16 protein-coding genes, 1 tRNA gene and 2 pseudogenes are annotated in these 19,707 nt (G+C 60.2%); 8 read left to right on the plus strand and 11 right to left on the minus strand.

What is annotated here, in order from left to right:
- Both I2G20_RS17195 and I2G20_RS02975 read right to left on the minus strand, forming a co-directional pair.
- Positions 1 to 427, minus strand: a pseudogene (locus I2G20_RS17195) (transposase); the annotation flags it as partial.
- Between the two features lie 115 nt (positions 428 to 542).
- Positions 543 to 662, minus strand: a complete 120-nt coding sequence (locus I2G20_RS02975; RefSeq protein WP_196258218.1) for an SDR family NAD(P)-dependent oxidoreductase — start codon at positions 660 to 662, stop codon at positions 543 to 545.
- Between the two features lie 86 nt (positions 663 to 748).
- Between I2G20_RS02975 and I2G20_RS02980 the strand changes: the two genes are divergently transcribed.
- The gene (locus I2G20_RS02980; RefSeq protein WP_196258219.1) at positions 749 to 1,141 is read left to right on the plus strand and encodes a winged helix-turn-helix transcriptional regulator; all 393 of its coding nucleotides are present in this window, start codon (positions 749 to 751) and stop codon (positions 1,139 to 1,141) included.
- A 280-nt stretch (positions 1,142 to 1,421) separates the two neighbouring features.
- Here I2G20_RS02980 and I2G20_RS02985 read toward each other — a convergent pair.
- The 8 genes and pseudogenes from I2G20_RS02985 to I2G20_RS03020 all read right to left on the minus strand — a co-directional run bounded on the left by I2G20_RS02985 (position 1,422) and on the right by I2G20_RS03020 (position 10,172).
- A tRNA-Ser gene (locus I2G20_RS02985) sits at positions 1,422 to 1,511 on the minus strand.
- Between the two features lie 159 nt (positions 1,512 to 1,670).
- On the minus strand, positions 1,671 to 3,131 hold the full coding sequence (locus tag I2G20_RS02990) for an aldehyde dehydrogenase family protein (RefSeq protein ID WP_246472817.1): 1,461 nt from the start codon (positions 3,129 to 3,131) through the stop codon (positions 1,671 to 1,673).
- A gap of 914 nt (positions 3,132 to 4,045) precedes the next feature.
- Positions 4,046 to 4,750: pseudogene (locus I2G20_RS17200) on the minus strand (ABC transporter ATP-binding protein); the annotation flags it as partial.
- Positions 4,743 to 5,474 carry an ABC transporter ATP-binding protein gene (locus I2G20_RS03000; RefSeq protein WP_196258221.1) on the minus strand — a complete coding sequence of 244 codons (732 nt, stop codon included), beginning with the start codon at positions 5,472 to 5,474 and terminating at the stop codon, positions 4,743 to 4,745. The gene I2G20_RS03000 and the pseudogene I2G20_RS17200, both read right to left, overlap by 8 nt.
- Positions 5,471 to 6,436, minus strand: a complete 966-nt coding sequence (locus tag I2G20_RS03005; RefSeq protein WP_196258222.1) for a branched-chain amino acid ABC transporter permease — start codon at positions 6,434 to 6,436, stop codon at positions 5,471 to 5,473. Before I2G20_RS03005 ends, I2G20_RS03000 begins: the two co-directional genes overlap by 4 nt.
- Positions 6,433 to 7,302, minus strand: a complete 870-nt coding sequence (locus I2G20_RS03010; protein WP_196258223.1) for a branched-chain amino acid ABC transporter permease — start codon at positions 7,300 to 7,302, stop codon at positions 6,433 to 6,435. Before I2G20_RS03010 ends, I2G20_RS03005 begins: the two co-directional genes overlap by 4 nt.
- Positions 7,303 to 7,411: 109 nt before the next feature.
- Entirely contained in the window at positions 7,412 to 8,605 is a 1,194-nt protein-coding gene (locus tag I2G20_RS03015) for an amino acid ABC transporter substrate-binding protein (protein ID WP_196258224.1), read from the minus strand.
- Between the two features lie 103 nt (positions 8,606 to 8,708).
- Entirely contained in the window at positions 8,709 to 10,172 is a 1,464-nt protein-coding gene (locus I2G20_RS03020) for an aldehyde dehydrogenase (protein ID WP_196258225.1), read from the minus strand.
- A gap of 572 nt (positions 10,173 to 10,744) precedes the next feature.
- On the opposite strand from I2G20_RS03020, the gene I2G20_RS03025 reads away from it, so the two are divergent.
- From I2G20_RS03025 to I2G20_RS03045, 5 genes are all read left to right on the plus strand, one after another.
- The gene (locus I2G20_RS03025; RefSeq protein WP_246472819.1) at positions 10,745 to 11,428 is read left to right on the plus strand and encodes a FadR/GntR family transcriptional regulator; all 684 of its coding nucleotides are present in this window, start codon (positions 10,745 to 10,747) and stop codon (positions 11,426 to 11,428) included.
- A gap of 90 nt (positions 11,429 to 11,518) precedes the next feature.
- Positions 11,519 to 12,652: a substrate-binding domain-containing protein gene (locus I2G20_RS03030; protein ID WP_196258227.1), complete on the plus strand. Its 1,134-nt coding sequence runs from the start codon at positions 11,519 to 11,521 to the stop codon at positions 12,650 to 12,652.
- A gap of 112 nt (positions 12,653 to 12,764) precedes the next feature.
- Positions 12,765 to 14,318 carry a sugar ABC transporter ATP-binding protein gene (locus I2G20_RS03035; protein ID WP_196258228.1) on the plus strand — a complete coding sequence of 518 codons (1,554 nt, stop codon included), beginning with the start codon at positions 12,765 to 12,767 and terminating at the stop codon, positions 14,316 to 14,318.
- Positions 14,315 to 15,367, plus strand: coding sequence for an ABC transporter permease (locus tag I2G20_RS03040; protein ID WP_196258229.1), 1,053 nt, complete (start codon positions 14,315 to 14,317; stop codon positions 15,365 to 15,367). Before I2G20_RS03035 ends, I2G20_RS03040 begins: the two co-directional genes overlap by 4 nt.
- A gap of 12 nt (positions 15,368 to 15,379) precedes the next feature.
- The gene (locus tag I2G20_RS03045) at positions 15,380 to 16,339 is read left to right on the plus strand and encodes an ABC transporter permease (RefSeq protein WP_196258230.1); all 960 of its coding nucleotides are present in this window, start codon (positions 15,380 to 15,382) and stop codon (positions 16,337 to 16,339) included.
- Positions 16,340 to 16,362: 23 nt separating this feature from the next.
- Here I2G20_RS03045 and I2G20_RS03050 read toward each other — a convergent pair whose 3' ends face one another.
- Positions 16,363 to 16,602, minus strand: coding sequence for a hypothetical protein (locus I2G20_RS03050; RefSeq protein ID WP_196258231.1), 240 nt, complete (start codon positions 16,600 to 16,602; stop codon positions 16,363 to 16,365).
- Between the two features lie 217 nt (positions 16,603 to 16,819).
- On the opposite strand from I2G20_RS03050, the gene trkA reads away from it, so the two are divergent.
- Together trkA and I2G20_RS03060 are read left to right on the plus strand one after the other, a co-directional pair.
- Positions 16,820 to 18,205: a Trk system potassium transporter TrkA gene (trkA, locus tag I2G20_RS03055; protein ID WP_196258232.1), complete on the plus strand. Its 1,386-nt coding sequence runs from the start codon at positions 16,820 to 16,822 to the stop codon at positions 18,203 to 18,205.
- The gene (locus I2G20_RS03060) at positions 18,202 to 19,704 is read left to right on the plus strand and encodes a TrkH family potassium uptake protein (RefSeq protein WP_246472821.1); all 1,503 of its coding nucleotides are present in this window, start codon (positions 18,202 to 18,204) and stop codon (positions 19,702 to 19,704) included. The genes trkA and I2G20_RS03060 overlap by 4 nt, the downstream gene beginning before the upstream one ends.
- Positions 19,705 to 19,707 lie beyond the last annotated feature (3 nt).

Genomic DNA, 19,707 nt, shown 5'->3' on the forward strand with positions numbered 1-19,707 from the left:
ATCAAGATCAAGCTGCCCCTCGAACCACTCCTGGCGCTGTTTCAGGATGTCTGGCCGGTCTTGTTCGGATGCGTGGAGCGTCTTTTTTTTCGAGTGATGGCGTGACGCACGAAGAAGCGTTGAATCGTGCCGAATCCGAAGCGGTGACCACGCGCGCTCAGAGCTTGCCGCAACTCCTTGATCGTAATGTCGGGCGCCTCCTCCAGCAGCGGTAGGATCAAAACCTTACAGGCGTCGATGCGTCCGGATCGAAGATCACCGCCCAGCGCCTTGGGACGAGGCGCTCCCTGATCGCGCTCACGCGTCCTCCAGCGGCTGACACTCGCAGCGCTGACACCAAAGCGTTCAACTGCCTGGCGATGGCTGAGCCCGCTGGCCCGGCGGCGAAAACACTTCTGCGAAGGTCGAGCGAGAGAGCTTTAGACATGTCCACCGGCCTCCTCATCCGGCAGACATGATGAATCAGAAACGCGTTGATTTGGGAACCCGCACCGATTCATTCAGCTCGGGTGACGCTCTAGCCGGACAACAGCCTCATTCACCTATTCCTGGCTCCGTCCCGTCAGGAACACCTTGGCCCCTTCGGAGATGAGCTTTTCGGCCACCGCGAAACCTATTCCTCTGGTTCCCCCTACCACAAGGGCGATCTTATCCATCATCATTCGGCGCTCCTTTAGCGAACTATTGATGGCCATCTAGATATACGCAATAAATCTGCTATCAAGAACGCACTTAAGGTAGCGCAGATATGGTTGACTATACTGACTGGTCCTCCGGCATAGCTTGCACTGCGCCCAACCTGAAACTGGTGCGGCCCACTCTTGAAAGAATTGCCGACAAATGGACGATACTTATCGTCACCGTGATTAGTGGGCGCCCAATGCGGTTCAATGAGATCAAGCGGAGCCTGGATGGCATCACGCACAAGGCATTGTCCGATGCGTTGAAGCGGCTGGAACGAAATGGTCTCGTCACTAGGACGATACTGCCGACCAAACCAATCGGCGTGGAATATGCCATCACGCCATTGGCGTTGTCGCTGGGTCCTCCATTCCAGGCACTTTTCCGTTGGGCGCTGGAATTCGGCGAACAAATGGATGCAGCCAGCGCAAAGTATGACGCCGGCCAGCCAACGACCTAGATCCAGTCAATTTTCTGATACGCCCATTCCGGTCGCTTCCGGGATTTATGGATCTGCCTTGAACGGCAAAGATTGCGTCGACTGCGGAACGTCAGCTTTGCCATTTCCTCCCCGAAACCCGCCGGTCCGGAATCGGCCCCCGATTCTGCCCCGATTTTGCGAGCTGAAACTGCTTTCAGTCATCTTTCACGAACTCATCTGGCAAATGCACACAGAAGTGCATACCCATCGGGTCGCTTGGACCAATAGCTTTCAAAATCAGCAACATAACTGAATAGAATGGCGGAGAGGAAGGGATTCGAACCCTCGAGACAGTTACCCGCCTACGCCCTTAGCAGGGGCGCGCCTTCGACCACTCGGCCACCTCTCCGAGCGGGGTGGTAGCCCGGATCATGCCGGTAGTGCAAGGCATTTTTCCCTCCCGGGGATGGAAACGCACAGCACACTGCCGCGAAGTGCGCTGCTTGAAAAGCAATGGGCGCGGGATGACCGCGCCCATAAGGCTTGCGACGAGTAATCGTATGTCGGATCAGAACACGGGCGGGTAGGGACGTCCGCCGCGATCCAGCGTGATCCAGCGGGTTTCGGTGAACGTCTCCAGCGACCAGCGCCCGCCATGCTTGCCGACGCCCGAGGCCTTGAAACCACCGAACGGAACATGCGGCTCGTCGTTCACCGAGGAGCAGTTGATGTGGCAGTTGCCTGTATCAAGCCGGTTGACGATGGCCAGCCCGCGGCCTTCGTCGCGCGTCATCACGCCCGCGGAAAGCCCGTACTCGGTGTCGTTGGCAATCTGGATTGCCTCGTCGTCCGTGCGGAACGGGATGACCGGCACGACCGGCCCGAATGTCTCGTCCTGATAGAGCTTCATGTCGGGGGTGACGCCGGTGAGAATGGTCGGCTCGACGAAGCGCCCGTCGATCTTACCGCCCAGCACCACTTTGGCGCCCTTGGCGACTGCGTCCTCCAACTGCTCGCGCACCTTGCCAGCCTGCTTGTCGTTGATGAGCGGGCCGATGATGTTCTCCTTGCTTTTGGTTGGATCGCCAACCTTGAGCTTGGACGCGCGTTCGACAAATCGCTTGAGGAAATCGTCGTAAATCTTTTCGTGGACGAGAACTTTTTCGACTGACATGCAGATCTGGCCTTGATGCATGAACGAACCGAAATTTGCCGCTTGTGTTGCACGCTCCATGTCCGCGTCCTCAAGGACGATGAGCGAGTCCTTGCCGCCGAGTTCCACGCAGCATTTTTTCAAATGCGCCCCGGCCTTGGCGGCGATCTGGCGGCCCACAGGGGTCGAGCCGGTAAAGGAAATGCCCTTGACGTAAGGATGCTCGATCAGTTCGTCGCCGACTTCGGCAACGTTTTCACGCGAACAGGTGACGACGTTGAATACGCCCTTGGGCAGCCCGGCTTCCTCGAAGACTTCGGCAAACAGCAGCCCGCCCAGATACGGTGTTTCCTCCGAGGGTTTCAGGACGATCGTGTTCCCCGCGGCTAGCGGGAACAGGAAACCACGGGCCGAGAGAATGCAGGGGAAGTTCCACGGGCTGATGACGGACACGACGCCCATCGGGCGGCGGACGGCCATGGAGACCTTGCCGTATTCGGATGGCAGCACCTCGCCGGTCGATTGCCACACCGAGGCAGCGGCGGCGTGGAAGACCTCGGTCACATAGCCCGTTTCGAACATGCCCTTGCCGAACCATCCGCCACCTTCGGCCTGAATGGCATCGACGATGTCCATCCTGCGTTTTTCCCAGACCTCTGCGGCCTTGTGCAACACATGGGCGCGCTTGGAGAAGGGGAGCTGAGACCACTCCGGGAAGGCGGCGTGTGCGGCTTCGATGGCCGCAGCGGTTTCGCTGCGACCGGCATCGGGCACTTCCGCCCAAACCGAGCCGTCCGCCGGATTAAGGTCCTTGAAGGTCTTGCTCGCAGCGGTCCAATTGCCGCCGATATACATGCCTCCGAAAGAGCGGGCCATTTTCAGGTCTCCTTGTCTATTTCCTGCCCGTCGGGGTCAGGGTTGTCGTGGTTCTCGTAAGGGGCGGCCGCAAGGGCCGGCATCTTGAAAGCCTTGAGGCGGTGTCGCTCTTCCGCGGAAGGAAAAGCCGAAACTGCCTTGCGTTGGCGCGCTATGTGCGCGGCATGGATGGCAGCCGCACGCGCAACGATATCGGCGATGGACAAGCCGCTGGCCGAATCCTTGGCTGCGTCCTGCTCGGGCTCGTTTTCGATTCCGAACGCCGCGCTATTGTGGCCAATTTGCCCGTGGCGACCGGTCTGGTCGGGGGGAGGCGTAACTTCTGCGGCGCTGGAAATCTCGCGGTGCGACTTTGCTTCGGCAAAAGCGCTGGGCAGGGCCGCCGACATGCGCATTTTTGCGATATGAGCGCTCATCCTCTCGCTGGCCCGGCGCGCCAGATCGATGGGCGACTCGATGGTTGAATCGGTTGTCCGGCTGGAAGGCGCGGTTGTCGCCGGCGGCGGCGCTTTCTGCTGGCGGGCCTGGGCAAAGGCGCTGGGCTGGCGCTGCGAGAGGCGCAGGGAGCGGATATGCGCCGCGAGCCGGTCGGTCGCCTGCCGCACCATGGCGTCGGTGCGCCCAGCCAGGTTCCGTACATCAGCACCGACGGCGGGCGGGCTGGAGGGAAACGTTTCCCGGGGTACCATTGCGATGTCCTCCCATGGATCAGGCCCGGCTTTGGGATCGTAGCGCCCGACAAAGGCCGAGGGCAGGGCGCTGCTGCGCCTGAGTGCGCGAATATGGGCCTTCTGAATATCTCCGGCCCGGGCACCGAGCGCGGGGACCGATCTGCCGATCCCGGAAAGCGAACCGGGGAGGCGAAACGGCGGAGGCAGGGTGACGGTGGGCTTGACGGGCGTCCTGCCACCGCCGCCGCCAAGATAGGCACTGATGACCGCAGGATCGTCGGCCAGCGCATCGGCCGTGCCTTCCCCAACCACGTGGCCGTTCTCGATAAGGTATCCGCGCCTGGCGATCTTGAGGCTCTGCTTGGCGTTCTGTTCAACGAGAAGAATGCCGACGCCGCTCTTTGCAACTTCACCCAGAGAACGAAAGAGCTCAAGGCTCAGAAGAGGGGAAAGACCGAGGGAAGGCTCGTCGAGCATCAGGATATGCGGCTTGGACATCAGCGCGCGGCCGATGGCGACCATCTGCTGCTCGCCGCCCGACATCGTGCGTGCGATCTGCCGCTTGCGCTCGGCAAGGCGCGGGAAGAGTTCATAGATCCGACGCAGCGTCGTCGCTTCCTCGCCGCGCGCGCGGGCAGCGAACGCGCCAAGCTGGAGGTTTTCGGCGACCGTCAGGTCACCGAAAATCCCGCGCCCCTCGGGGACGAGGGCAATGCCGGCCTCCACGATCTTGTGCGGCTTGAGCTTTGTGATGGACATTCCATTCATCACGATCTCGCTGCCGGGATCGGCCCGTTCCATCCCCGCGATAGCCTTGAGCAGCGAGGATTTGCCAGCGCCGTTGGCGCCGAGAATGACGCATATCTCGCCTTTCTCGACGGAGAGGTCGATCGCCTCCAGGGCGCGATGGAACCCGTAGGTAACCGAGAGATTCTTGACCTCAAGCATCGTCGTCCCCGAGGTAGGCGCGTATGACTTCGGGGTTCGACAAGGTCTCGTCGACGCCGCCTTCGGCGATCTTGACGCCGCTCGACATGACGACGCACCGCCCGCATAGCGAACGAATGGCGTCCATGACGTGCTCCACCATGATGATGGTACGGCCCTCGCGGTTCACCTGCTCGATCAACGCGATGCCGATCTTGAGCTCGCTCGGATTAAGCCCCGCCAGCCATTCGTCAAGCAGCAGGACCCGAGGGTCCGAGGCGAGTGCCCGCGCAAGCTCTACCCGTTTCTGGTCGATATAGGTCATGGCGCCGACGGGCATGTCGCCTCGACCCTTCAGGCCTACCCGCTCAAGCAACTCGTGGGAGAGATGCAAGGCCGCCTCGCCCCAAAGCCGTCGACGACCAAAGACGGCCCCCGCCATGACGTTCTGGGCAGCACTCATCGAGGGCAGGACACGCACGAGTTGGAAGGTCCGCGCCACGCCCTTGCGGGCAATCCTGTGAGCGGAAAGGCCCGAAATGCGTTCCCCCTCCAACGCGATTTCGCCCGTAGTGGGTTTGAGCGCACCGGAGATGAGATTGAGCATCGTGGTCTTGCCGGAGCCGTTCGGACCGATGAGCCCCAGCAATTCGCCTTGCCTGACCTCAAAGCTAACATCATTGACGGCAACGAGGCCGCCGAAGGCCTTGCGTGCGGCGTGGACGCCTAAGATAACCGCGCTCATGCTGCCTTCTCCGCAGCGGGCTTGGCGGTGCGGCGCGATTGGAGCCTGTTCCAAACCTGCTCGAGGCGTCCAGTGACTCCCTGCGGGAGAAGAAAGACAATGGCCAGGAAGGAAAGACCCATGGCGATCGGCATGTAGTTTGAGAACCGGACTGTGATGAAGTCCATGAGGATCACGAAGGGGATTACCCCGACGATCGGACCCCAAAGCCGTTTGGTGCCACCGAGAAGAGCCATGATGACGACAAGGAACGAAGTCATGGGATTGAAAGCCGTAGTCGCCTGGATGTAGCCGTAACGCGGCGCGCATATGGCACCGGCGATGCCGATGAAGGCGCCGGAAATGACGAACAGGGCAATCTTGGCTTTGGCGGTATCGATGCCCGAGTGGCGCGCCACCGTTTCGTCGTCGCCGATGATGCGCATGGCAAAACCGAGGCGCGAGCGGTTGATGAGCCAACCCGTGAGGAACACCAGCGCCGTAAGCGCGAGCAGCATCCAGTAGATGTGCATTTCCCGCAAGTCGGTGAATACATACAGCCCCATCCGGGTCGTGAATTTGCCCTGGGCCCAAGTGACGATCTGGCGCACAAGTTCTGCAAGGCCGAGCGTGAAGATCACGAAATAGACCCCCGAGAGGCGAAGCGTAGCAACGCCCACGAGCGCCGCCAATGCGCCTGCGGCAACTGCTCCGAACCCAACGAGAAGCGGGAAGGGGAGCACGTCCACCCAGAGCGCCACGGCGTACGTGCCGAGACCGAAGAACGCGGCTGTCGCCAGCGAAACATAATGGGTCGGCCCGGAAAAGAGGGTCCAGGCCGTGCAGAGCGCGGCGTAAAGCGTGATGTTTACCGCAAGGGAGAGGTAATAACCCTGATCGACGAAAGGCAACATTGCCGCTAGTGCGAGAAAGAGAATGGCGGCAACGCCGATGGCGATTTCCTTTTGCGAGAGGCGCGTCATGTGGTCTGCCTCCCAAACATGCCCTGCGGGCGGAAGAGAAGAACCACGATAAAGAGCGTGTAGGTGGCGGCCAGCGTCAGGCTCGGATCGATCAAGCTGGCGACGGCGGTTTCCGCAACGCCGAGGATCAACGCCGCCAGCACCGCGCCGCGCACGTCACCCACCCCGCCCATAATGACGATAATCAGCGCCTTCATGGTGAACACCACACCCATTGAGGCATTGAAGGTGTAAAACGTTGAGAGCAATGCGCCGCCGCAGGCCGTCAACGCACCCCCTAGCGCAAACGCAATTGCGGCCGTGCGCGCAACGTCGATGGCGACGAGATTGGCCGATTTCGGATCAACTGCCACGGCGCGCATGGCGGTGCCGTGGCGCGTCCGATAGAGGAAAAAGTAAAGCGCAACGGCGATAGCCACGGCGGCAGCGAACGCTACGACCCGATTGAGACCATAGCCCGAGCCCAGGATTTCAAAGCGCTGGGCGAGAAATGTGTAGTTGAAATATTCTCCGCCGAAGGTAAGCAGCATGATGCCCTGGAAAAGGAACAACAGACCGAAAGTCGCCAGAATCGAGTCGACCTCCAACTGTCCTCGGCTCTTGGCGCGTTTGACGAGCGGCTCGAGCGCGACCCGGTAAATACCCCAGTTGGCCGCGAAGGCCGCCGGCGCAATGATGAGCAGGCCGACGACTGGATTAATCGTGAGGGTCGCGAATAGCCACATCGCGATGAAACAACCGGCAACTAGGGTTTCCCCATTTGCCAGGTTCATGATGCGGGCGACGCCGTATTGCAGGGTCAGCCCCAGGGCAATCAAGGCGTATGTGCCGCTCAGCAAGATGCCGGTGACTAGAATTTGGGTCATGAACTCATTCTACCATCGAACCGCTCCGCCGCGCCCGCACTCGCAACGGAAGGTTTTATAAAGGCAGCGGGCGCGCCTACCCTGGAAGCAGGCGCGCCAAGTACCAGGACTACCAGGCCGGCTTGACGACCGGATCGGCGCCAACCGAAATACCATCGGCCGCTACCGCGACGAACTTGCCGTCGCGCCACTGGCCAACGGTCCAGACATTGGGGTTGACGTTATCGATGAAGTCGATGGTGCCGATAACGGTGTCGAATGTGCCGTTCTTGATGGTCTCGATCACCGCGGCCTTGTCGGTCGATCCGGTCTGTTCGATAGCCTGAGCGAGGACCTGGAGGCCGGCATAGGTCGTAGCGCTAGCCCAATAGTCAGGTTCTGAACCGGCGATCTCCTGATGGCGCGCAAAGTAGTCCGCTACCTTGGGATCTTCCGCGTTGACCCCGCCAATGCCCATGATGCCTTCTGAGGCATCACCGAAGCGGTCGCGGAATCCGGGGAAAGCCGTGCCGACACCGGTATAGAACGCGCCGACCTCAAGCCCCTGGATCTGGGCCTGCTCGGTGAGCGCGAAGGTATCGCCGGGATAGGAAAAAGCAATGAAGCCATCGGGTTCGGCAGCCTTGGCAGCAGCAACGATCGGTGCCACGTCCTGGGTACCGAACGGGTAGGACGCCTCGTAAACGATGTCGAAACCGGCTTCGAGAAGCTGGGGCTTCGCCGCGGTCACGAGTTCCTGCCCGAATGCGTCACCGACATAGACAAGAGCGATCCTGTCGCCGATATCGCCGGCATCGCGCAGTTGCGAGAATGCCTGAACCACACCCTCGCCCAACTGGCTGGCCGTGCCGAGCATCCAGAACGAGTTCGGCCAGCGCCGGGCGAATTCCACGACGCCATCGGTCGCTGCGCTGGTCGTGATGTGGGGATAGCCGTGCTGATTAATCATCGGCGCGGTGGCGACGTTGATGCCGGTCGAGTATGGCGTGACGATGAAGTCGACATTGTCGACGGTTGCGAGGCGCTGGATGTTCTGAATCGCAATTTCGGGGTTGGTCTGATCGTCATATTCGATCAACTCGATAGTCATCCGACGATCACCGACCTGCAGCCCGCCGGCCTCGTTGATCTCGTGCATCCAGAGCCGGATGTTTGGCCAATGGGTCACGGCGCCACCGCCACCAAGTGGCCCGGTCTTGGGCGCACTGGCGCCGATTCTGAGCACGTCCTGCGCGAACGCGCCGGGGGCAACCAATAACCCGGCAGCGCACACCGCCGTTGCGAACAAGGTTCTTCTTTTCATAGCCTGGATCCTCCCAAGGGTTCTTATGATCTACACCTGCCGCCCCATCCGGCATATGTTCTTTTCGCTGCCTGGTCGGCAGCGGTCTTCCGGCAATTGCCGCTCAAGCGTAGTGAATAGTCTTTGTCTCGAGATAGTTCTCGAGGCCTTCCGGACCGCCCTCACGTCCCATGCCGGACTGCTTGTAGCCGCCGAACGGGTGCTTCGGATCAACGATCATGCCGTTAATCGTGACGCTTCCCGTCCGCATCCGGCGCGCGACAGCATAGCCGCGCTCGGGATTGGTCGTGTAGACTGCACCCGAGAGCCCGTAGGGCGAATTGTTGGCCTTGGCGATGGCGTCGTCTTCGTCCGAATAGGTCAGCACGGAAACGACTGGTCCGAAGATCTCCTCCTGAACGATCTTCATGTGCGGCGTGACATCTGTGAACACTGTCGGTTCGACATAATAGCCGCGCTCCAGCCCGGCAGGGCGACCGCCGCCGCATGCGACCATTGCCCCTTCCGCGCGGCCGGCGGCGATATAGCTTTCAACGCGGGCCCGCTGGCGGGCCATTGAAAGAGGCCCCATCTGGGTATCGGGATCGAACGGGTCGCCCACCCTGATGTTCCTGACCGCGCCCACATAGAGATCGAGAAACTCCTGCTTGCGGGTTTCGGGCACCAGAATTCGGGTGAGCGAGAAGCAAACTTGGCCGGTGATGGGCATTGTATAGACCATGAGGCTGGGCAGGGCCGCCTTGAAATCGGCATCGTCGAGCAGGATTGCGGCGGACTTCCCTCCCAGTTCGAGGCTGACGCGGGCCAGCCTATCGGCGCAGATCTTCGCGATGGCCTTGCCCGCTGCCGTTGAACCGGTAAAGGCAACCTTGTCGATGGATTTATGGCTGACGAGGTATTCGCCGCCTTCTCGATCGGCTGGGACGAGGTTGAAAACGCCCGCTGGCAGCCCGGCCTTTTCGATACACTCGGCAAGTATATAGGCTTCGAGGGGCGTTTCGGGCGAAGGTTTGGCTACGACGGTGCAGCCTGCGGCAAGCGCCGCGGAAACCTTATAGCTCAGAAGCACCATCGGTGCATTCCAGGGCGAAATCGCCGCACAAACGCCCACCGGCTCCTTGGCAACTCGGACGCGCCCGCCATCGTCGCGCTTGCGCTCATCCACGAAGGGGAAGGATTCGATGAGATCGGCATAATAATTGAACAGCGTGGGGTTCTGGCCGACGAGCTTTTTTGTAAGCATGATCGGCGCGCCAACCTGAAGCGTCCATGCTTGGGCGATGTCCTCGAGCCGTTCGGAGAGATATTCGGCGACCTTGCGCAAATAGCGCGCGCGCTCGGAAGGCGACATGCTTGGCCAAGGTCCATTGTCGAACGCATCGCGCGCTGCGGCAACGGCGCGGTCGATATCCGCTCTACCCGCTTCGGGATAACTGATGACGAGCTCTTCGGTAACCGGGGAGACGACTTTGAGCTGCTGGACGGAGATCGGCTCAACCCACTTGCCACCGATAAAGAACCGTTCCGGTGCTTTCGGCGCCGCGATATTGCGAAACGCTACGTTCATTACCTGTTCCTCCCTACCGCCCCGCTGCTTCGCCCTTAAGGGTTCCTATGCTGCAGTTAGGCATATTTTCGGGCGTTCCGCCATGCGCGGCATCGCAGAACTCCCGACCTCTCCCCACAGAATGTATACATAAATACATTGTCTGCAAATATCAATCTGTCAGCTTCGTCGCCAGACATGTCAATCCTACCTCTTTGAGTATCTGGTTAAACTGACTTTTCCTAGAAGCTCACCTCCAGTCCATTTGGTATACATTTTGTTTCTATCCCGGCACTGCGTTGCCAGAAATTTGACGTGGTGGCATCCAGCGAAGGGCGCCCATGCCGGGGCATCCTTCCCCTGCAGTGTATTTGCACGAGGCCAACTCACTGTAGCTGGTTGGTAGGACCAGTTAGGCATAAACACTGCCACAATTGACGGTTGCGCTTGGAAAATCCAATTGACAGCGGTATCATCGCTCAATTAGCGTCTGCTGGTCCAACAAATAAGCGCGGGATACGCTCGAAATGTCGGCCGCCGGAAGCGCATTGCGAAATGAAGATGGCGGGGAGCCTTCGGATAGGCGCGCGTACTTGGCTGATTCTGCAGTGGAGACGGTGGTCGACGGCATCAAGTCACTCATCGACAAACGCAATCTCAGCGTCGGCGACGCGCTGCCGTCCGAACGCGAGCTCTGTGAGATGTTTGCCTCATCCCGGAACACGGTACGCGAGGCCATGCGCATCCTGAAGGCCTACGGCGTGGTGGATGTGAAGCCCAAGATCGGGGCTATCATCATCGATCGGCGTATGGATGCGGTGTTTGAGCTTTATTCCTTCAATACGCTGGAACTAAGCCGCGAGACGTTTCTCGACACCCAAGGATTCCGCACTCTCGTGGAAGTTGGCGCTGTGGATCAGTTGTTCGAAAAGGCTGAGCCTGCCGATATTGCCGAACTGCGCCGCCTTAACGAGGTCATGGCGGCCGCAAGAGAAACGCGTCAGGCCGCGGAGGGCGACTTCGCTTTTCACTACTACCTCATCAGCATTCTCGATAACCGCCAGCTCAAGGATGTCTATCGCATCATGAAGCCGGTGATGCTCAAGATTATGGAAAATGGCATCGCCAAAAGGAAACAGGGTTGGGAGAGCTTTGTCGAACATGGAGCGATCATCGACGCACTGGAGGTGCGGAACAGGATCGCGTTCAAGTTTGAAATGAGCAGGCACCTCGAAGCGGGCCTTGCTCTTTTCAAGGAGGGCGCCGGACCCGGGTAGGGAGTTGGGGTCGTGCGTCAACGTGGGAGGACGGCCGTCGGAGGATCGGTTGTCCTTTGGCGATAAGCCAAAACAATGGGAGGAACTGTTATGATACGCATTGGTACCGCTATCATCGCTGTCTCGGCTTTGATGGCATCTACATCCATGACATATGCCGGCCCTGAGATCGTCTCGGGTCCTGGCCATGATCCCGCCTGCTTTGCACCTTGGGACGACGATGTCAGCTATTTCCAGTGGCCGGCGCGCGAAGGTCCATTCCGCATTGCTCTTGTCAACGGCTTCGTCGGTAACACCTGGCGCATCCAGATGGTGCAGACGGCAAAGGCTGCTGTTGCCGAGCAGGATATCGGCGAAAAGGTCTCCGAATTCCGTGTTGTGTCCACGGGCACCGACGCTCCGGCCCAACTCGGTGCAATCGAGGACTTCATCAACCAGGGATTCGATGCCATCGTGACCATTGCCGTCGCGCCGGAAGGCTTTGACCGTGTGATCCGCCTGGCAGATCAGAACGATGTGGTGCTCGTGCCGTTCGACAACGTGCTCGACACCGGTGCCGTGATGCAGATCAACGAGAACCAGATCGAAATGGGCCGGACTTGGGCTCAGTTCGTCGTCGACGAACTCGCCGCACAAGGAAAGACTTCTGGCCGTCTATTGGAGGTCCGTGGGCTTGCCGGCAACTCGGTCGATCGTGACCGCTCGATCGGCATCCACCAGGTGCTCGATGAATCGGGCGGTGACTGGGAAGTCATCCAGGTCGTCGGCAATTGGGACGACGGCACCGCGCAACGGGTGACTGCTGACGCTATCGCCGTTCACGGCCATTTCGACGCCCTTCTGGTACAGGGTGGAACCACCGGTGCCGTTCAGGCGCTGATTGATGCAGGCCACCCCTTCGTGCCCGTTGCCGGTGAATCGGAGAATGGCTTCCGTAAGCTCGTGGCTACGCACGCCGACGACGGCCTCAAAGGGCTCTCCATCGGCCAATCGCCAGGTATGGTTGCCGTTGCGATAAAGGCGGCGATTGCGGCGTTGGAAGGCAATGTCATGCCGAACCTGATCGCGATTCCCCTGCCGATGGCTCGTTACGACGAACTGGAAGATGGGGTGAATTACTGGTCGAATCTGCCCGACAATTTCTTCACCACCAATGAATTTGCGCCCTGTGGCGTGAATATCTCCGGGCCCTCGATCATGGCCCAGACTGAAGCCGATTCCTGAGCTCAGTAATGCGGCGCCGGTTTTTGCCGGCGCCGCAATATCCAAGTTTCTTGCCGAACGGGGATGATCCCGGGCGTGGAAACTGTGCCGCCATCGGAACTGCGGGACGCAAATGAATACCAGTTTATACGAACACCCATTTGTCGAGTTGAATGGCGTTTCCAAATTCTACGCGGGAGTCCGGGCACTCGAGGGTGTCGACTTCGCCTGTCGGCGCGGCTCGATCCATGCCGTGCTCGGCGAAAACGGCGCAGGCAAATCCACCTTGATCAAGGTTATGGCGGGCGTCGTAAGCCCCACCGAGGGTACATTGCGGGTCGAAGGCAGGGCGTGCAGCTTTTCCGGTCCTTCCGAGGCGGTGAGCGAGGGAATTGTCTGCGTTTTCCAGGAACTTTCCCTGATGCCCGACCTGTCCGTGGCGGACAATATCTCGATTTCCGACCCACCGCGCCGGATGGGCCTGATCGACAGGGGCGCCCAGAACCGGCGCGCCGAGGAGCTGCTGGCACGCATCAATTGCGAGGATGTAGACCCACGGATGCTGGTGCGCGAGCTTTCCTTGTCCCGCCGACAGATGGTCGAAATCGCCAAGGCGCTTGGCAAGAATCCAAAATTGCTCATCCTCGATGAAGCGACCTCTGCACTGACCGCGCGGGACGTCGAGACCGTCTATCGCGTTCTTGGCGAATTGCGGGATGAAGGCGTGGGTATGCTGTTCATCTCGCACCGCATGCATGAGGTCGAAGCTCTCTGCGACCGACTGTCCGTCTTCCGCAACGGCAAGCATATCGAAACTTTCGACAGGGGAGAGCGTACGCAGGACGATATCGTCAAGTTGATGATCGGTCGCGAAGTTGAGCACCAGTTTCCACCCAAGCCCGAGCCCGTTGCACGCCCGGCGCATCTGATCGTCTCGAATCTTGCCTGGGAGAACCGGCTGAACGGCGTCGATCTGGCTGTTGGACGTGGGGAGATCGTCGGTCTCGGAGGGCTGGACGGCCAGGGGCAGAAGGAGCTTTTGCTCGCCCTATTCGGCTGCCTGCGTGGCGTGAAGGGGAGCGCGAGTATTGGCGGTAATAATGCGCTTACGCTGTCGCCGGCTGAGGCCAAATCCTCTGCACGTCGTATTGCCCTGGTTCCCGAGGATCGCAAAACCGAAGGTCTGATGCTGCCAATGTCGATCACGGACAATCTGCTGGCCGCATCCTTCAGCCGGGTTTCACGGGGCCCGTTCATCGATCCCCAGAAGGCGAAAGCCGCGGTTGCCGCAGGTATCGAGAAGTTGCGGATCAAGGCCGGAAGTCCCGACGCCGCCGTTGCGACGCTCTCGGGCGGCAACCAGCAGAAGGTGGTGATCGCCAAATGGTTGATGACTGACCCTGAACTGATTCTCCTCAATGATCCTACGCGCGGCATCGATGTCGGCACCAAGCAGGAGATCTACCGCTTGATGCGCGACCTCGCCGACGCCGGCAACGCGATCCTTTTCTATTCGACTGACTACGCCGAACTCATTGGCTGCTGCGACCGGGTTGCCGTCATGTATGGCGGGCGCATCGTCGCCGAGCTCCAGGGAGAGGCCATAACCGAGGAAGCGATCATCGCGGCCTCGCTCAACATTTCTACCGCCCGGACGGCGGCTATATATGCGGAGTCAGGCGTATGAGGAGCCTGTTTGCCACCCTTGGCGTTTCCATCCGCCAGAACCGCGGTTTTTATGGCGCGCTGGCGATGTTCTGCATCATCTACTTTTTCTATCATGTTCTGCATCCGCGCGGGTTCTCGACCAACGTCCTCGTCGCCAATGCCAATGAATCCGTAGCGCTGGCCTTCGTCGCGATGGCACAGGCAATCCCGGTGCTGATCGGGGGACTCGACCTATCGGTTGGTGCCGTCATGACCCTAACCGCCTGTATCGCCTCCGGGTTGCTCCATGGCAGCCCGGAACAGATCGTCTTCGGCATGGTCGTGACCGTACTGACGGGCACGGCATTCGGCTTTTTCAATGGCCTCGTCATCGTCTTGGGCCGTTTGCAGCCCATTATCGTAACGCTCGCCACTGGCGCTATCGCCATGGGTTTCGCCCTACTCGTCCGGCCGTCACCTGGTGGGCGCGTGGATGGCGATCTCAACTGGGCACTGACCAACTCTCTCCGCGAATTTGCTGATGTCTATGGACTGGCAGACGGGGGGAGGGCGGATTGGTTCCAGCCTGTCGCCTGGGTACCAGTCCCGTTGATCATCCTTTTTGGCGTGGCGGCTCTGGTCTGGGTGCCGTTCCGGCGTACCGTTACGGGCCGGACGCTGTATGCGATTGGTTCGGCGGAAGGCGCGGCTTACATGTCGGGCCTGCCGATAGCGCGCGCCAAGATCGCCGCCTTCACGCTGGCTGGCTTCTTTGCAGGCTGCGGGGGTCTTTATCTGGCCATCCAGACGTCGACCGGCAACGCCGACATTCCGCAGGCAGGCGCCTATACGCTCAATTCGATTGCCTCGGTGGTTCTTGGCGGTGTCTCGCTGCTGGGAGGCATCGGGTCGGCCATTGGTGCCTTGATCGGAGCACTCATCCTGCGCGTCATTTCCTTCTATTTCCGGATTCTGGCCATCGATCCGCTACTCCAGCCGCTGGTCGAAGGTATTGTCCTGTTGCTCGCGGTGAGCCTTGGGGCGGTGCGCGCCCTGCGCGTCAAGAACCGCCTCGAGCTGTTCCGATAAGGGGAGGGAACGATGAACGCGATCATTAATCGCATCAAACCGGATGATTTTCCAATTCTCATCGCCGGCGGTTTCGTGGTGATCATCCTTCTCGCAGGCACCGCCTACACCATGACGGTAATGGGGACCGCGCCGCTGCTCACTCCCAATTACCTCATGACACAGTTGCAGATTGGCGCCTTTCTGGGCATCGCGGCAATCGGGATGATGATGGTCATCCTGCTCGGGCATATCGATCTTTCCATTCCCTGGACAATGGCGGCGGCGGCCATGATGGCGACCTCGGTGGGCGGGCCTGCGGCCATTCCCACCGGGCTCGCCATCGGGTTGCTCGTCGGGTTGTTCAACGGTTTTGGCGTCGCTTACCTGCGCATACCGTCAATGATCTTCACGCTCGGCGTGGATACGGTCTTGCGCGGGCTGATGGTTGCTCATACCGGAGGCTACGCGCCACAGACCGAAGCGACCGAGTTGATGCGTTGGCTCGCTTCGGGCCGCGTATTGGGCATTCCCAATGCCCTGTTCGTCTGGGCCGCAATTGCTCTGATCATCGGCGTGGTCCTGCAACGCACGGCGTTCGGTCGTGCCATCTATGCGACCGGCAACAAGGAAGCGGCTGCTTACCTTTCGGGAATCCGCACGCGCTGGGTGATCGTCGGATCCTTCGTCGTCTGCGGCCTGTGCGCCGCCGCCGCCGGGATGCTGCTTGCCGGATATTCGACCCGGGCCTATCAGGGCATGGGTAACGCCTATCTGTTGCCATCCATCGCCGCGGTCGTCATCGGCGGGACGCGCATTCTGGGCGGGAGTGGGCGACTGACTGGGACCGTCGTCGGCGTTATCCTGATCGTATTGCTCAACTCGGTCCTATCGATCATGCAAATGCCCGAGGCAGGACGGCAAATCATCTATGGGACTGTGATCGTGGGGATGCTGCTCGTCTATGGCCGCAACGCCAAAATCACCTCGTGAGCCACCGCCCTACAGCCGACCGGTCACTCGGAACTGGTCCACTTGGCGACGACTTCCGCGCTTGGAGCAGTGCCCTTTGCATGTGCTTCGACGCTCACCGGTTTGTGGTGCACGCTGATGACCGTGAGGAAATGCGTGGCACCGTCATAATCGCACGCGATCCGGTCACCCGGGGAGGGTGCGGAGAGAAAAGTATAGTCGCCCCAATCCTGGGACTGGAAATTGACCGACCCGCGTTCGACCAGAAGCCGGGCTGAATACATCTGCACTTACTCCCACAGATAAGGACAGCGCGATACCGGAAGTTGTTGATTTTCTGCGCGAACCACGCGCCGCGACCGGCCCGTCGCAATACTAGAATGAACGTTTTTTGTGAGACGTGTCCAGCGTATTTTTGCACAGCATTGCGCTTTGGGCTTGGCTTATGGGGGCAGGCGCGGTAGTAACCGCGCCCGTATCGCATTGCTCGGAGACCGAGAAATGAGAGTTGTCGTTTGCGGGGCCGGCCAGGTCGGCACCACTATTGCCCGACATCTCGCGACCGAAGGCGTTAACGTCACCGTCATCGATAACGATCAGGACCAGGTTCGCCGGGTCGATGAGAGCTATGACGTGCGGGGTATCGTTGGGTATGCCTCTCATCCGGCAACGCTGCGCAAGGCTGGTGCCAAGGACGCGGACATGCTGATTGCCGTCACGCGGTCCGACGAAGTGAATATGGTGGCCTGTCAGGTGGCCTATTCGCTGTTCGGCGTCAAACGCCGCATAGCGCGCCTGCGGCACGCCGGTTATCTGTCACAAGACAAGACGGGGCTGTACGCGGCCGAGCATTTGCCGATCGACGTCATTATCTCGCCCGAAATCGAAATCGCCGAAGGCATCTCCCGCCGCCTGCGCACGCCGGGTGCGTTCGATATGGTCCCGATGGCCAATGGCGAGGTGGAACTGCTCGGCATTCACGTCGAATCCAACCGCTGCGCCGTTGTCGGCGAGCGCTTGATGGACATTTCGCGTAGCGACGAGCTCGACGGTGTGTCCATTGTGGCCGTTATCCGAAAGGGTCGGTTCTTTGTCCCTGACGATAACGACAGGGTCGAGGTTGGCGACGACGTTTACGTCATCGCGCGCGCCGACATGGTGGATCAGGTGATGATGGCCTTCGGGCATCGAGAACGCGTGGCGCGGCGGCTGGTGATGGTGGGGGCGGGCAACGTCGGGCTTCATCTCGTGCGAAAGGCCCGCAAGGCATCTCCGGGCATCGACATCAAGATTATCGAACGCGATCGCCAGCGTGCAGAATATGTCTCGGGCGAATTGGGCGGCGCCGCCGTCGTCCTTCAGGGCGATGCGCTGGACCGCGCGCTACTTGAGGAGGCGCAGGCTGGACTGGCGGAAACCATCGTTGCCGTAACCAATGACGACGAGACCAACATTTTCGCTTCGGTGCTTGCCAAGCAGGCGGGCTGCAAGCGTGCCATTACGCTCGTCAACAAGAGTTCGTATGAAAGCCTTATCCCCACGTTGGGGATCGACGCTGTGGTCAATCCAAGTGCGGTGACCATCTCCACTGTATTACGCCATATCCGCCGCGGGCCGATTGCCGCGCTCTACACCTTGCGCGAAGATTTCGGCGAGGTCATCGAGGCCGAAATTACCGAAGGCTCTCGCATGTTGCGGCGCCCGCTCGACCAACTGGGCCTACCCCAGGGCATGAAGATCGGTGCAGTCGTCAGGCAGGGCAGGGTTTTCATCCCCGAGCCCAGCACTCAGCTTGAGCAGGGAGATCATGTCGTGGCTATGGTGACCTACAGTTACCTGCGGCTAGCCGAGGCGCTGTTGGGCGCCGAAAGGACACATCTGGGATGATGCCCGCCCGCGCCAGAAGCGTAGGTGTTAAATCCACCGTCGCACCGGGGCTGAAGCCGGTGCTCTACCTCGTGGGGCTGGTACTCCTGACCGCCGCCGCCATGATGGTCTTCCCGATGCTCGTGGACATTTACTACCGCAACCCCGATTGGCAGGCGTTTGCGTCAGCTGCCATGCTGGCGGCGGTCATAGGCGGATTGCTGGTCCGCTACGGGCGCAAATCGCTCAAGGTTGGGCTGACGTTGCGCCAAGCCTTTTTGCTGACACCTTTGAGCTGGTTCAGTGTCGCCGCCGTAGGGGCATTGCCGTTCTATTTCTCCGAATACGGGATTGTCAGCCGATCCATCGTCGATTCGGTCTTTGAATCGGTTTCGGGCATTACGACCACGGGCTCCACGGTCCTGAGCGGGCTCGACGGAGCGCCGCCAGGCATGTTGCTCTGGCGCGCGTTGCTGCAATGGATGGGTGGCATCGGGATTATCGGGACGGCCATCGCCATTCTTCCCGCTCTCGGCATCGGCGGTATGCAGCTGTTCCGGACCGAATCCTCGGACCGCTCGGAAAAAGCCATGCCCCGGGTCAGGCAGATCGCCGCGAGCATCGTTCTCGTCTACCTCGGGCTTACCGTCCTCGCCGCAATCGTCTACTGGGCGGCCGGCATGCGGCTCTTCGATGCTGTAGCCCACGCGCTGACGTCGATCGCCACCGGCGGTTATTCCACCTCGGACTCCTCGTTTGGCAATTGGGAAGAGAACGGCATTCAGTGGTTCGCGACCTTGTTCATGCTCTCAGGAGCTATTCCCTTCGTGCTTTACGTCCGCCTGATCGCGGGAGAGGGTAGGGCGCTGTGGGATCAGCAGGTCCGCACGCTGGTCGCCTTTCTCGCCGTTGTTATCCTGGCGCTAGGCCTTTGGCTGACCTTGTCCGGGCAATACGATCCCGAGCCAGCCTTCCGGCACGCCGCATTCAATGTGGTGTCGGTCGTAACCACGACGGGTTACGCCACGGCGGATTATGGCCTTTGGGGCAATTTTGCCATTGGCCTGTTCTTCGGCTTGACGTTTATCGGCGGCTGCACTGGTTCGACATCCGGCGGGATCAAGATCTTCCGCTTCGAAGTCATGGCATTGATGCTCAAGGCGCATTTCATGCGCTTGCTGTATCCGCGCGGTGTTTTCCGCAGCTACTACGGCGAGCGCCCGGTCGGCGATGAGGTCATCGGTTCCGTCGTGGCGTTCTTCGCCGTGTTTTTCCTCTGCTATGCGGTGTTCACAATCGCGCTGATGGCACTGGGGCTCGATTTCCTCACAAGTGCCAGTGGGGCAGTAACTGCGCTGGCGAACGTAGGCCCCGGATTGGGTGAAATTATCGGCCCTGCCGGCAACTTCGGAACGCTGCCCGATGCCGCGAAATGGCTCCTGAGCCTTGCAATGCTGCTCGGACGGCTGGAACTGTTCACCGTACTGATCCTGTTCGTTCCTCGCTTCTGGCGAGGGTAGGTC

It is taken from the genome of Pelagibacterium limicola (assembly GCF_015694405.1).
In the GTDB taxonomy this organism is placed as follows: domain Bacteria; phylum Pseudomonadota; class Alphaproteobacteria; order Rhizobiales; family Devosiaceae; genus Pelagibacterium; species Pelagibacterium limicola.